This is a genomic window from Paracidovorax avenae ATCC 19860 (assembly GCF_000176855.2).
GTDB lineage: Bacteria > Pseudomonadota > Gammaproteobacteria > Burkholderiales > Burkholderiaceae_C > Paracidovorax > Paracidovorax avenae.
Window position 1 is genome coordinate 2,855,999 of record NC_015138.1, and the last position, 13,827, is coordinate 2,869,825.

Genomic DNA, 13,827 nt, shown 5'->3' on the forward strand with positions numbered 1-13,827 from the left:
CGAGCATGGCTGCATCCCCCCTCTTTCCCCCCGCCCTCTGGCTGGCCTTCCTCTGCGGCGCGGCCGCCGTGGCCTACGGACTGTGGGCGCGCCGCTGGATCCTCGCGCAGGACGCCGGCAGCGAGCGCATGCAGGCCATCGCCGCCGCGATCCAGGCCGGCGCGGCCGCCTACCTCGCACGGCAGTACCGCACCATTGCCGTGGCAGGCGCCGTGCTGGCCGTGCTCATCGGCTTCTTCCTGGACCTGCGCACGGCCGCCGGCTTCGTGCTGGGTGCGGCGCTCTCGGGCGCCTGCGGCTTCATCGGCATGAACATCTCGGTGCGCGCCAACGTGCGCACCGCGCAGGCGGCGGCGCGGGGCATCGGCCCGGCGCTGCAGGTGGCTTTCCGCGGCGGGGCGATCACGGGCATGCTGGTGGTGGGCCTCGGGCTGCTGGGCGTGGCCGGCTTCGGCGCCTTCCTGCTGCATGCGGGACCGGCGGTGCCGGCGTCCGGCGCGGGCGTGGCGGCGCAGCTGCATCCGCTCATCGGCTTCGCCTTCGGTGCGTCGCTGATTTCCATCTTCGCCCGGTTGGGCGGCGGCATCTTCACCAAGGGCGCGGACGTCGGGGCGGACCTCGTGGGCAAGGTGGAGGCCGGCATCCCCGAGGACGATCCGCGCAACCCTGCCGTGATCGCCGACAACGTGGGCGACAACGTCGGCGATTGCGCCGGCATGGCGGCCGACCTGTTCGAGACCTATGCGGTGACCCTGATCGCCGCCATGGTGCTGGGCACGCTGCTGGGCCTCCCGCCCGCGCTGGCCATGGCCTATCCGCTGGCGCTGGGCGGCGTGTCCATCCTGGCCTCGATCGCGGGCTGCGCCTTCGTCAAGGCGTCGCCCGGCATGACCAACGTGATGCCCGCGCTCTACCGGGGCCTGGCGGTGGCCGGCGGGCTGTCGCTGGCGGCCTTCGCGCTGGTCACGTTCTGGCTGTTCCCCGATGCCGCGCTCTTTCCGCAGGCCACCGCCGGGCGGCTCTTCGGCGCCTGCGCCACGGGCCTGGCACTCACCGCCGCGCTGGTCTGGATCACCGAGTACTACACGGGCACGCAATACGCGCCCGTGCGCCACATCGCGCAGGCCTCCACCACCGGGCACGGCACGAACATCATCGCGGGCCTGGGCGTGTCGATGCGCTCCACCGCATGGCCGGTGGTGTTCGTGTGCGTGGCGATCCTGGTCTCCTACACCCTCGCGGGTATCTACGGCGTGGCGGTGGCCGCTACGTCGATGCTCAGCATGGCCGGCATCGTGGTGGCGCTGGACGCCTACGGCCCCATCACCGACAACGCGGGCGGCATCGCCGAGATGGCCGAACTGCCGGCCGGCGTGCGCGCCGTGACCGATCCGCTCGACGCCGTGGGCAACACCACCAAGGCCGTGACCAAGGGCTACGCCATCGGCTCGGCAGGCCTCGCCGCCCTCGTGCTGTTCGCCGACTACACGCACCAGCTCGGCGTGCAGGGGCAGGCGCTGCGCTTCGACCTGTCGGATCCGCTGGTGATCGTGGGCCTGTTCATCGGCGGCATGGTGCCCTACCTGTTCGGCGCCATGGCCATGGAGGCCGTGGGCCGCGCGGCGGGCGCGGTAGTGGTGGAAGTGCGGCGGCAGTTCTCCACCATCGCCGGCATCATGGAAGGCCGTGCCCAGCCCGAATACGGCCGCGCAGTGGACATGCTCACGGCCGCGGCGATCCGCGAAATGGTGGTGCCCAGCCTGTTGCCGGTGGCCGTGCCCATCGCGGTGGGCCTGCTGCTCGGGCCGCGCGCGCTGGGCGGCCTGCTCATGGGCACCATCGTCACCGGCCTGTTCGTGGCCATCAGCATGTGCACCGGCGGCGGCGCCTGGGACAACGCCAAGAAGTACATCGAGGACGGCCACCACGGCGGCAAGGGCAGCGAGGCGCACAAGGCCGCCGTCACCGGCGACACGGTGGGAGACCCCTACAAGGACACGGCCGGCCCGGCCGTGAACCCGCTCATCAAGATCATCAACATCGTGGCGCTGCTCATCGTGCCCCTGGTGGCACGGCTGCACGGCGGAGGCTGAGCCGGCTGCAGCCGCCATGAAAGCCCGGAGACCATGGGATGGCCGCCCGCAGGCGACAAGCCAGCGGCCTGGCCTGGGGTAAGGTGGCCCGTTCCCCTTGTCCTCCCCAGAAAGGCTGTCCGATGCCGCTGCATGCATCCGCGCGATCCCTCCCCGTTTTCCGCCAGTCGCCCGCCGGCTGGAAACCTGTGCTGGCGGCCGTACTGGCGCTCGGCGTGCTGGCCTCCGGCCCGGCCTCTGCCCAGTCCACCGCACCGCAGCCCGGCGCCAGCCCGGCCGTGCAGGGCACGCTGCAGGCCGTGCGCTCGGCCCCGGCGGTGCGGCAGGTGCTGGACGACCTGCGCACCGACCACGCCCGCGCCATCGACGAGCTGCGCCACCTGGTGCAGATACCGGCGCCGCCTTTCAAGGAGCAGCGCCGCGCCGAATACGTGGTGAAGCGATTCCGGGAACTGGGCCTGGCGGACGCCGCCATCGACCAGGAAGGCAATGCCGTGGGCGTCCGCAAGGGCTCGGGCAATGGTCCCCGGCTGGTGGTGTCTGCGCACCTCGACACCGTGTTTCCCGAAGGCACCGACCTCAGCGTGCGCGAGGATGGCGGCCGGCTGTACGCCCCCGGCATCTCGGACGACACGCGCGGCGTCACCGTGCTGCTCTCCTGGCTCAAGGCGCTCAACGAACGCCAGCTGCAGACGGTGGGCGACATCGTCTTCGTGGCGAACGTGGGCGAGGAGGAACTGGGCAACCTGCGCGGCATGAAGGCACTGTTCCGCGAGCATGCGGACATCGACGGCATGGTCGGCCTGGAGCCGGGGGATGGCGACGGCATCCTGAACCAGGGCACGGGCAGCCACCGCTACGAAGTGGCCTTCAAGGGGCCGGGCGGCCACAGCTTTGCGGCCTTCGGGCAGGTGCCCAGCGCCATCCACGCGATGGGCCGCGCGATCGCGCACATCGGCGACGTGCAGGTGCCTTCCGATCCCAAGACCACCTTCACCGTGGGCAAGGTGGGCGGCGGCACCTCCGTGAACACCATCGCGGGCGACGCCACGATGGCCGTGGACATCCGCTCCAACGCCCTGCCCGCGCTGCTGCAGGCCGAAAAGGACATCATGGCCGCCATCCAGCGCGGCGTGCAGGAAGAGAACCGCCGCTGGAACACCGCCGCGAAGATCACGGCCGAGCCGAAGATGATCGGCGACCGCCCGGCCGGCGCCACCGCCGCCGGCGAGCCCATCGTGCAGGCCGCCGTGGCATCGGTCATCGCCTCGGGAGGCAAGCCCACCCTGCGCGCGGCCAGCACCGACGCCAACGTGCCCATGGGGCTGGGCATCCCCGCCATCATCCTGGGCAGCGGCGGAAGGACCGGCGGCTTCCACGCGCTGGGCGAGTGGTTCGAGCCCGGCGACGCCTGGAAGGGCGCACAGACCGGGCTCGCCACGGTGCTCACGCTGGTGGGTGTGCAGGGCGTGAGCGAGCCGGTACTGGCCAGACGCCCACGCCGCTGAGGGAAAGGCCCCGGGTCAGGCCTGCGCCGGGCGGCCCGGCCGCTCGTTCAGGCGCACCGGGCCCGAGCGTGCCTCGACCGCCGCCTGTACTTCGCGACGCAGCCCGAGCGCGAAGCCGATCTCGGCCGCCACGAAAAGCGGCCCGACGATCAGGCCCACAAGGTCGTCCACGAAGGCGGGCTTGCGGCCTTCGTAATAGTGGCCCACGAACTGGATCACCCAGCCGACCACGAACAGGCCCAGGCCCGCCCCCAGCCACGGCGCAGTGCCCTGCGCCGCGAGCCACTGGCCCACGGCCAGCATGGCGGCCAGCACCGAGGCCATCGCGAGCCCGTAGCGCACATCGAGCCGGAAATAGAACAGGCTGGCGGCCAGCGCCGCGGCCAGGGCGGGCGATACCGGCAGCAGGCCGCCGGCCAGCCACGCCGGACGCGACAGCAGCACCGTGACGGCCAGCATGATCATCGGCACGCCGACGAAATGGGTCTGGATATTGCGCGGATCGCGGTGGTAGTCCGCGTACTGCGACAGGTGGTCGATCAGGGTTTTCATGGAGCGTCTCCTGCGTGGCGGCCCTCTCGGTCGGGGTGCCTGGAGCGAATAATCCGCAGTGGCCGCTGCGCCGTCTGTCGGCCAGCCGACACAACCCGCCGGAGCGGGCCGCCCCTGTCCTGCCGCATGACCGACACCCTGACTTCCGCCGCGGACCATCTCGCCACGCTCGCCTCGGGCCGGTGGTTCGCTTCCCTGCCCCCCGGGCTGGCCGGCGCGCTCGCCGGCATGGCGCACATGCGCGCACTGCAGCCCGGGCAGGCGCTCTTCCTGCGGGGCGATCCGCCGTGCGGGCTGTATGCGGTGGTGCGCGGCGCGATCGACATCTCCGGCATCGGCGGCAGCGATCCGCAACCGCGCGCCGCCCTGCTCACGAGGCTGGAGCCACCCGCCTGGTTCGGGGAAATCGCGGTCTTCGACCGGGCCGCGCGCACGCACGACGCGCATGCGGCCGAGCCCGGAGCCCTGCTGCTGCACGTGCCGCAGGCTCCCCTGCTGGCCTGGCTCGCGCAGCATCCGGAGCACTGGCACGCCCTGGGCATGCTGCTGGCCGACAAGCTCCGCACCGCCTTCGTCGCGCTGGAAGAACTCGCGCTGCTGCCCGCGCCCCGGCGCCTTGCCCGGCGGCTGGTGCTCATGGCCGAGGGCTACGGGCAGTGGGCCGGCGAAGGGCGCTCGCGCCGCCAGCTCTCGCTGTCGCAGGAGCAGCTGGCGCTGATGCTCGCGCTCTCGCGCCAGACCACCAACCAGATCCTGCGCGACCTGCAGGGCCGCGGCCTGCTGCGCATGCACCGCGGCAGCATCGAGATCCTGGACCTGGCCGGCCTGCGCGCTGCCTGCGGCTGACTGTCGGGGCGCGCGTGCCGCACAATGGCCCGCATGCAATACCACCACATTGCCAATGCCGCCGCGCCTTCCACCGGCGGCCGCACCCTGCCGGTGATCGATCCCTCCGACGGCCAGCCCTACGACGAGATCCAGCGCGGCACGGCCGAGGACATCGACGCGGCCGTGCGCGCGGCACGGCACTGCCACGACACCGTGTGGCGCGCGCTCGCGCCGGCCGAGCGGGGACGGCTGCTGATGCGCCTGTCGCAGGCCGTGGCGGCCCATGCGGAGGAACTGGCGGACATCGAACGGCGCGACTGCGGCAAGCCCACCCGGCAGGCGCGCGCCGATGCCATCGCGCTGGCGCGCTACTTCGAGTTCTACGCCGGCGCCTGCGACAAGCTCCATGGCGACACCATCCCCTACACGGATGGCTACAGCGTGCTCACCTGGCGCGAGCCGCACGGCGTGACGGGGCACATCGTGCCCTGGAACTATCCCATGCAGATCTTCGGGCGCTGCGTGGGCGGCGCGCTGGCCGCCGGCAACGTCTGCGTGGTCAAGCCCTCGGAGGATGCCTGCCTCTCGCTGCTGCGGGTCGCGCAATTGGCCACCGGGGCGGGTTTCCCGCCGGGCGCGATCAACATCGTGACGGGCTACGGGCACGAGGTGGGCGAGGCGCTGGCACGCCATCCCGGCATCGACCACATCAGCTTCACCGGCAGTCCGCGCATCGGCACATTGATCCAGCAGGCTGCGGCCGAGCGGCACTGCCCGGTCACGCTGGAGTTGGGCGGCAAGAGCCCGCAGATCCTGTTCGCGGATGCCGACCTGGACGCCGCCCTGCCCGCGGTCGTCAACGCCATCGTGCAGAACGCGGGCCAGACCTGCTCGGCCGGTTCGCGGGTGTTGATCGATGCGCTCATCTACGAGCGGGTGCTGGAGCGGCTGGCCGGCCTGTTCGAGGCGCTGCGCGTCGGGCCCGCTGCCATGGACCTCGACCTGGGGCCGCTGATCCGCCAGAGCCAGCAGCAGCGCGTGTGGGATTTCCTCTCCGACGCGCAGGTGGCGGGCATACCCGTCATGGCGCAAGGCACCGTGGTGGATGGCGCACCGCAGACGGGCTTCTACCAGGCGCCCACGCTGCTGCGCGACGTGCCTGCGGACCATCGCCTCGCGCAGGAGGAAATCTTCGGCCCCGTGCTCTCGGCCATGCCTTTCGAGGACGAGGACCATGCCGCGCAACTGGCCAACGCCACGCGCTTCGGCCTCGTGGCCGGCGTGTGGACGCGCGACGGCGGGCGCCAGTTCCGCATGGCACGGCGCATTGCCAGCGGCCAGGTGTTCATCAACAACTACGGCGCCGCCGGCGGCGTGGAACTGCCCTTCGGCGGGGTGAAATCCAGCGGCCATGGCCGCGAAAAGGGCCTGGAGGCGCTGCACGGCTTCACCACGCTCAAGACCGTGGCCATCCGGCACGGGTGAGCCCGCGCGGAGCCCTCAGCCCAGCGCGGTGTCGAGCAGCATCATCAGCACGAAGCCGATCATGAGCCCGCCGGTGGCCCAGGCCTCGTGCCCCTTGCGGTGCGACTCGGGAATGATCTCGTGGCTGATGACGAACAGCATCGCCCCGGCGGCGAAGCCCAGGCCCCAGGGCAGCAGCCCGGCCGACAGGCCGATGACCGAGGCGCCGAGCACCGCGCCCAGCGGCTCCACCAGGCCCGAGGCCATGCCCAGCAGCACGGCTAGCCAGCGCGGGTAGCCTGCCGCGAGCAGAGCCACCGCCACCACCAGGCCTTCGGGCACGTCCTGGATGGCGATGCCGGCCGTGAGCGTGCCGGCCTGCAGCGGGCTGGTGCCGCCGTAGGCCACGCCGATCGCCAGCCCCTCGGGCAGGTTGTGCAGCGCGATCGCGAAGACGAACAGCCAGGTGCGCCGCAGCGTGCGCGGCGAGGGGCCGCCCTCCACCCCCTTGATGAAATGCTCGTGCGGCAGCACGCGCTCCATGGCGAGCAGCGCCAGGCCGCCCAGCAGGATGGATGCGCCGATGATGCCCCCGGCCGCCCAGCCCCCCGCGCCGTTGGCTTTCGCGGCTTCCAGGCCAGGAAGGATGAGCGAGAAGGAACTGGCCGCCAGCATCACGCCGGCCCCGAAGCCGAAGAGCGTGTCCTGCACCCGCTCCGACAGGCGCTGCGAGAACACCACGGGCAGCGTGCCCAGCGCCGTCGCCAGCGCCGCGACGAGGCCGCCCTGCCAGGCCTGTGCCACGCGCGGATTCGCCTGGAGGAACTGCGTGAACTGCAGCGCCAAAACCACGGCGCCCGCCAGGGCGATGGCCAGGCCCAGCCAGCGGCGGAGGCTCCAGGCGGGGCGGCGCAGGGAAAGCGAGTTCTGGGCGGGCATGGGCGGAGGCTCCGGCTGGGTTGTCACGATGGAAGATCCCGGTGCGTTCAGGCGAAAGGGGCTGTGCCGGCGGGATCAGCCGCGCGCCTGCGCATACCGGCGCGCGACCTCATCCCACCGGATCACACGATAGAACGCGGCGATGTATTCGGGGCGCCGGTTCTGGTACTGCAGGTAGTAGGCGTGCTCCCACACATCGAGCCCGAGGATCGGCGTGTGGCCGGACAGCAGCCCGGCCATGAGCGGGCTGTCCTGGTTGCCGCTGCTCTCCACCGCCAGTCGGCCGGCACCATCGACCACCAGCCAGGCCCAGCCGCTGCCGAAGCGGGTCAGCGCCGCCTTGGTGAAGGCCTCCTTGAACGCATCGAAACCGCCGAGGTCCCGGTCGATCGCCTCGCCGAGCGCACCGCCCGGCTGTCCGCCTCCGCCCTGCCCTTCCGGCGCCATCACGGTCCAGAACAGGCTGTGGTTGGCATGGCCCCCGCCGTTGTTGCGCACCGCCGTCTGCAGCGATTCCGGCAGCGACTGCAGGGCTGCCACGAGCGTTTCCACCGGCGTGTCGGCATGCGGTGTGCCTTCCAGCGCCGCATTCAGGTTGTTGACGTAGGCCTGGTGGTGTTTGCTGTGGTGGATCTCCATGGTGCGCGCATCGATGTGCGGCTCCAGGGCGTCATAGGCATAGGGCAAGGCGGGAAGCGTGTGCGGCATGTGGCTCACTTTCGGGCAGGACGGATGGAAGAAGAATCAATCGCATTTGAATGATAATTATTCCTATTGTCATTTGCGTCAAGTAGGACATTGCCCTTCCGTGGCAGGCAAGCAGGCAGCCTGCCTCGCCGTCAGGCCAGTGGCGGCAGCAGGTTCATCAGCATCACCATGGCCAGTCCCACCAGGGCCACGATGGACTGCACCATCGAAATCGTCTTGGTGGCCTCGCCCATGTCCATGCCGAACGATTCCTTCACCAGCCAGAAGCCGGCGTGGTTGGCATAGTTGAAGAAGAGCGATCCACAGCCGATGGACAGCGCCAGCAGCGGCTGGTTCACCGCCGTGCCGGATGCGGCCAGGGGCGCCAGCAGGCCGGCCGCGCCCACGATGCCCACGGTCGCCGAGCCGGTGGAGACGGACAGCAGCATGGAAATCAGCCAGCCCAGCAGCAGCGGGGACACGGGCCACTGGTGGCTCAGGTGGACGATGGCGTCGCCCACGTGCGCGTCGGTGAGCACCTGCTGGAAAGCGCCGCCACCCGCGATGATGAGCAGCACGTTGGCGATCGGCTTGATGCTGTCGCCCAGGGCCTTGCGCACGGCCTCCGGCCGGCCGGGCCGCAGCACCAGCACGGCGAAGAGGACACCCAGCAGCATGGCGACGATCGGATGGCCCACGAAGGCGGCGAAATGCAGCAGGGCGGAACCCTTGGGCAGCAGCACCTCGCCCAGCGCGTGCAGCAGCATCAGCAGGGCGGGCGCCAGGGCGGCCAGCACGCCCTGGCCGATGCCGGGCGGGTTCTGGCGCACGGGCTGCGCCGCAGGGCCGCCGGCATCGGCCGCATCGGGTGCGTATTGGGCAACCAGGGCGTCGTCAGGGCGCACCTTCAGGCGCCGGGCGATGAACGTGCCGTACACCGGGCCGGCCAGCACGATGGCGGGGATGGCAGCGATGAAGCCGTAGATCATGGTGGCGCCGACGCTGGTCTTCAGCGTGGCGATGGCCGTGAGCGGGCCGGGATGGGGCGGCACCATGCCGTGCATGGCCGCCAGGGCGGCGATCACCGGCACCCCGACATAGACGTAGGCCGAGCCGCTGCCCTTGCGTTCGGCCTCCAGCTTGCGGGCCACCCCGAAGATCAACGGCAGCAGCACGACCAGGCCGACCTCGAAGAACATCGGGATGCCGATGACGAAGGCCACGCCCGCCATGGCCCACGGCAGCATCTTCGTGGAAGCGCGGTCCAGGATGGCGCTCGCCAGGCGGTCGGTCACGCCCGAATCCGCCAGGATCTTGCCCAGCATGGCCCCCAGCGCCACGACCAGCCCCACCGCGCCCAGCGTCTTGCCGGCCCCTGCGGAAATGGCCCCGACAAGCTTGTCCAGCGGCATGCCCGTGAACAGGCCGGCGGCCACCGAAACGATCAGCAGCGCCAGCAACGGATGCAGCCGGAGGCGGGACACGATGAGCGCGACCAGCGCGAGCACGCTGGCCAGCGCCGTGACCAGCAGTTGAATGTCCTGAGAGTTCATCGGAAGAGCCGGATCGGGATGGAAGATGGTGGAGCCGCATCCTACCGGGCCGCCACTTTTCCCGACGGAGCCCGGTGAAACCCTGAGAACTCCCCGCTGGCGAATCCGCACAATGGAACGCGCTGCGCACCCGCCACTCCGGCAGGCGTGCAGCCAACGACAGACCAACGACGACCGGCCGGCAGCCGGCACGGCCACCAAGAGAGGGTTCCCATGCAAGACAGCACATCTCCCGCCTCCGGGGCGGGTACGGATACGCGCATCGTGCGCGCTGCCATCCATCCCGCCATCGGCATCGCCCGCGTCGGCAACAGCCGGGAGGCGTTCTACGTCGGCCCGCAGGTCACCCATCCCGCCCCCCGGGAGCCCGGCTTCTACCGCGACCCCACGGGAGCGCTCAAGCGCGAGGCGGCCGAGTTCCGTGTCTATGGCTACAACGCCGCGGGCGAAGTCGTCCGGGAACTGGTCTCCCCTGCGGATGACGTCTGCTGGGAGGTCCATGTAGCCAACCGCAAGGCGGCCTGGTACCAGTGGCAGATCGCCATGGACATCCCGGAGGCAGCCAAGGTCGTACTGCCCCGCCGCAATGCCAACGTGACGGCCACCGCGCGCGATACCCTGGCCATCGATGCCGGCGCGCAGCGCATCCAGGGCCCGCATGCCGCCGCCGTCGCGTGCACGGGCCACTTCACCGGCGTGGCGGTGCAGATCGGGGAACTGCGCACCGACGGCCAGGGCCGGTTGCTGTTTCTGCCCGGCCACGGCGTCTCCGCATCGCCCACAGGCAGCCCGATCTTCATCGAGGGAGACGACAACTCCTTCATCAATGCCGACGGCTGGTACGACGACACCTGCGACGGCCCGGTCTCTGCCACCGTACGCATCGATGGGCAGCCGGTTCCGGTGGAAGGCGCCTGGGTGGTCAGCGCCCCGCCCAACTACGCTCCCCAGGTCAAGGCCGAACGCACGCTGTACGACCTGCTGCACAGTCTCTACGTGCAGGCAGGCTGGCTGCCCTTCCCGCAGGAGATCTCGTTCACGCGCGATGTGTACCCCATCCTGCAGCGGCTCTCGGGCCTGCAGTGGGTCAACCAGGGATTCGCGACGCAGTTCGGCCACAACGGCGTTTTCGATTTCGAGAACCCGGCGTTGATCGAGCGCCTCGCCGCCCTGCCCCCGGCCGGCGCCTATGACCCGAACGCGGAAGTGCGCCGGCAGGTGTTCAACAGCTTCCGGCCTCCCGAGCCGGCGGACGGCAACCAGATGCCCTGGCCCTGGATCTACGGCGACGCCATGACCTATCCTACGGGCCAGAGCCCGCGCCAGAACGCCGCCATCAGCCAGACCCAGAGCGACATCCTGGCCCGCTGGGCGGACGGCCGGTTCACTGCGGACTGGGGCCAACTGCCCGCCCCTGCGGACCACATCGACGCCGTGCCGCTGCAGGAGCAGCCGGCCATGCTCGACCGGGCCGCCCTGGATTTCTGCCTGGCCGATGCCTTCCACCCCGGCTGCGAGCTGACCTGGCCAATGCGCCACCTCACCCTCTACAGCGCACCCTTCCGCATCCGCCGCCGGCCGGCAGGCGAAGTGGAGCCGGACTACGGCAAGACGCTCGACCAGGCGACCGCGCTCTCGGCGAACGGGCCGCTGTATGCGCAGGGCCCCGGCGACCTCAACCGCTGGATGGGCCTGCCCTGGCAGGCCGACACGGCCTTTTGCCGCGCGGGCTACGACACGCATTACGACCCGTTCGCCCCCGCCTTCTGGCCCGCCCGTGTGCCCAACCAGGTGCTCGCCGAGCAGGACTACGCCATCGTGATGGACTCCGGCCAGCCGCCCGAGCGCCGCGTGGAGGCGTTCACGAACCGCACCAACTGGAACAAGCCGCTGCCCGAACCCACGGCCGAAGCGATGACCACGATGGTGCGCATCTTCGGGTCCATGGGGCTGCTGGAAGTGCGCCCGGGCGTGAAAGACGATCCGCGTTTTCCCGCCACGATGATGGTGGCTGCCTATGGCCCCGACGTGGCGCCTGCCGACGCCCGTAGCACGGCCGGCACGGTCGCCGCACCGGCCGGCGATGCCGTGCGGCCCATGGGCTTGCAGGCCAGCGCACCCGCAGCGGCAACGGCCCGCCCGCTGCCATCCGGCGCCAACTTCCGCTCGCACGACGAAGCGCGCAGGGCGCCCCTGCCCGTCCGCAAGGGCCCGCCCCGGGCATGAACGCGGCCGGCACGGTCTTCGACGCGGCGATTGCCGGCGCGGGCCCGGCGGGCGCGGCCTGCGCGGCCGTGCTGGCGCGCGCCGGGTGGCGCGTGCTCCTGGCCGATGCCGGGGGCGAGCGGGATGCGCGCATCGGCGAAAACCTGCCGCCCGCGGTGTGCCACCTGCTGGCGGAGTTGGGCCTGCGCGAAGCGGTGCGCGCCGACGGGCACCGCCCATGCCTGGGCAGCTGGTCCAGTTGGGGCGATGCGTCCGGCCGGGCCAGCGACACGCTGCGCCAACTGCAGGGCGACGGGGTTCAGCTCGACCGGGCACGCTTCGACGAGCGCCTGAGGGCGGCCGCCCTGCTGGATGGCGTGCGGTTCTGGCCATCCACCCATCTGCAGATCGACCGGCCCGCGGAAGACGGCCTTCCCCACGCGGTCCGTGCCCGGGCAACGAGCGGAGGAGACACCGTACAGGTCGGCGCACGCTGGTTCATCGACGCCACCGGGAGGGCCGCCGCCCCGGCCTGCCGGCTCGGCGCCCGCCGCGAGCGCCATGACGCCCTGCTCGCCTTCCACCTGCGCCTGGAGAGCAGCGGCCGCAACGACCGCGACGGCCGCACATGGATCGAAGCCGTCGAGGATGGCTGGTGGTACAGCGTGCTGCTGCCCGGCGGGGAGCGGGTCGTTTCCTTCCTGGGCGATGCCGATCTCGTCGATCGCCGCACGCTGCTCTCCGGCGACGGCCTCTGGAGCCAGCTCCAGTCCACGGAGCACCTGCGCGCGCTCTGTGCAGCGCATGGTTACCGGCCCTGCGCCGCCGTCCAGGGCGCGGACGCCTGCAGCTCCGAGCTCGACCAGCCTGCAGGCCACCGCTGGCTGGCCGTGGGCGATGCCGCCCAGGCCTTCGATCCGCTGTCGTCCAAGGGCATCGGCAACGCGCTCCATACCGGGCTGTGCGCCGCCAGGGCGATGCTGGCGGCCGAGGGCGGCGATGCGGGTGCCACCGGACGGTATGCCGCCCACCTGCGGGACATCCACCGTGTGTACCGGGCCCAGCTGGCAGCCGTCTATGCACAGGAACGGCGTTGGGCCGGCCAGCCGTTCTGGGCGCGCCGCCACGCACGGGCCGTCACGGCGGCCCATCCGCCCGTGGCCGCTACACTGGCCTGAGCGCCGGGCATCCCCCGGCTGTCCGCCCCCGAAGGAGTCACACGCCATGCGCGTTCCAGGCAAATCCACCATCGTCACCGGCGCCGGCGGCGGCATCGGCGAAGGCATCGCGCGGCGGCTCGCGGCCGAAGGCGGCCTCGTCATCGTGAACGACATCCGGCCCGACGCCGCCGAGCGCGTTGCGGCCGCCATCCGCGGCGACGGGGGCACCGCCCACGCCTTCGCGGCGGACGTCACGCGGTCGGACGAGGTGCGGGCCCTGGTGGCCGAGGCGGTATCCCGCCATGGTGCGCTCGACGTGATGGTCAACAACGCCGGCTGGACGCACCGCAACCGTCCCATGCTCGAAGTGACCGAGGAGGAATTCGACCGCGTGTACGCGGTCAACGTCAAAAGCATCTACCTGTCTGCGCTGCACGCGGTGCCCGCGATGCGCGGCAACCCGCAGCGGCGCGGCGGCTGCATCATCAACATCGCATCCACCGCCGGGCTGCGGCCGCGGCCCGGGCTGACCTGGTACAACGGCTCGAAGGGCGCGGTGATCGTCACCAGCAAGTCCATGGCGGCGGAACTCGGCCCGGACAACATCCGGGTGAACTGCATCAACCCGGTGTTCAACCCCGACACCGGCCTGGCAGCAGAGTTCGCGGGCGGAGAGCTCGACGATGCCCGGCGGGCGAAGTTCCTGGCCACGATACCGCTCGGCCGCTTTTCCACGGCGCTGGACGTGGCGAACGCAGCGCTCTACCTGGCGAGCGACGAGGCCGCGTTCGTGAGCGGCACCTGCATCGAGGTGGACGGAGCCCGCTGCGTCTGACGC

At 71.3% G+C, this 13,827-nt stretch carries 11 protein-coding genes; 7 read left to right on the top strand and 4 right to left on the bottom strand.

Going from position 1 to position 13,827, the window contains the following annotated elements:
* Window positions 1–5: 5 nt before the first annotated feature.
* Together ACAV_RS12535 and ACAV_RS12540 are read left to right on the top strand one after the other, a co-directional pair.
* On the top strand, window positions 6–2,093 hold the full coding sequence (locus ACAV_RS12535) for a sodium-translocating pyrophosphatase (RefSeq protein WP_013594947.1): 2,088 nt from the start codon (window positions 6–8) through the stop codon (window positions 2,091–2,093).
* Window positions 2,094–2,215: 122 nt separating this feature from the next.
* Window positions 2,216–3,601: a M20/M25/M40 family metallo-hydrolase gene (locus tag ACAV_RS12540; protein ID WP_013594948.1), complete on the top strand. Its 1,386-nt coding sequence runs from the start codon at window positions 2,216–2,218 to the stop codon at window positions 3,599–3,601.
* Between the two features lie 15 nt (window positions 3,602–3,616).
* On the opposite strand, the gene ACAV_RS12545 is transcribed toward ACAV_RS12540, so the two are convergent.
* Window positions 3,617–4,153, bottom strand: coding sequence for an Mpo1 family 2-hydroxy fatty acid dioxygenase (locus ACAV_RS12545; RefSeq protein ID WP_013594949.1), 537 nt, complete (start codon window positions 4,151–4,153; stop codon window positions 3,617–3,619).
* Window positions 4,154–4,279: 126 nt separating this feature from the next.
* On the opposite strand from ACAV_RS12545, the gene ACAV_RS12550 reads away from it, so the two are divergent.
* The gene (locus ACAV_RS12550; RefSeq protein ID WP_013594950.1) at window positions 4,280–4,999 is read left to right on the top strand and encodes a Crp/Fnr family transcriptional regulator; all 720 of its coding nucleotides are present in this window, start codon (window positions 4,280–4,282) and stop codon (window positions 4,997–4,999) included.
* 33 nt (window positions 5,000–5,032) lie between these two features.
* Window positions 5,033–6,466, top strand: coding sequence for an aldehyde dehydrogenase family protein (locus ACAV_RS12555; RefSeq protein ID WP_041829200.1), 1,434 nt, complete (start codon window positions 5,033–5,035; stop codon window positions 6,464–6,466).
* A gap of 15 nt (window positions 6,467–6,481) precedes the next feature.
* Here ACAV_RS12555 and ACAV_RS12560 read toward each other — a convergent pair whose 3' ends face one another.
* From ACAV_RS12560 to ACAV_RS12570, 3 genes are all read right to left on the bottom strand, one after another.
* A complete protein-coding gene (locus tag ACAV_RS12560; protein ID WP_013594952.1) occupies window positions 6,482–7,384 on the bottom strand; it encodes a ZIP family metal transporter in 903 nt (300 codons plus the stop codon).
* 75 nt (window positions 7,385–7,459) lie between these two features.
* Window positions 7,460–8,092, bottom strand: a complete 633-nt coding sequence (locus ACAV_RS12565) for a superoxide dismutase (protein WP_013594953.1) — start codon at window positions 8,090–8,092, stop codon at window positions 7,460–7,462.
* A gap of 131 nt (window positions 8,093–8,223) precedes the next feature.
* Window positions 8,224–9,624 carry a GntP family permease gene (locus ACAV_RS12570; RefSeq protein ID WP_013594954.1) on the bottom strand — a complete coding sequence of 467 codons (1,401 nt, stop codon included), beginning with the start codon at window positions 9,622–9,624 and terminating at the stop codon, window positions 8,224–8,226.
* A 213-nt stretch (window positions 9,625–9,837) separates the two neighbouring features.
* Here ACAV_RS12570 and ACAV_RS12575 point away from each other — a divergent pair, with 213 nt between their 5' ends.
* From ACAV_RS12575 to ACAV_RS12585, 3 genes are read left to right on the top strand one after another with little or no spacing between them, the layout of a single operon-like run.
* Window positions 9,838–11,850 (top strand): LodA/GoxA family CTQ-dependent oxidase, encoded by a 2,013-nt coding sequence (locus ACAV_RS12575; RefSeq protein WP_013594955.1) that lies wholly within the window; start codon window positions 9,838–9,840, stop codon window positions 11,848–11,850.
* A complete protein-coding gene (locus ACAV_RS12580) occupies window positions 11,847–13,007 on the top strand; it encodes an NAD(P)/FAD-dependent oxidoreductase (protein ID WP_013594956.1) in 1,161 nt (386 codons plus the stop codon). Before ACAV_RS12575 ends, ACAV_RS12580 begins: the two co-directional genes overlap by 4 nt.
* 46 nt (window positions 13,008–13,053) lie before the next feature.
* Window positions 13,054–13,824, top strand: a complete 771-nt coding sequence (locus ACAV_RS12585) for an SDR family oxidoreductase (protein ID WP_013594957.1) — start codon at window positions 13,054–13,056, stop codon at window positions 13,822–13,824.
* Window positions 13,825–13,827 lie beyond the last annotated feature (3 nt).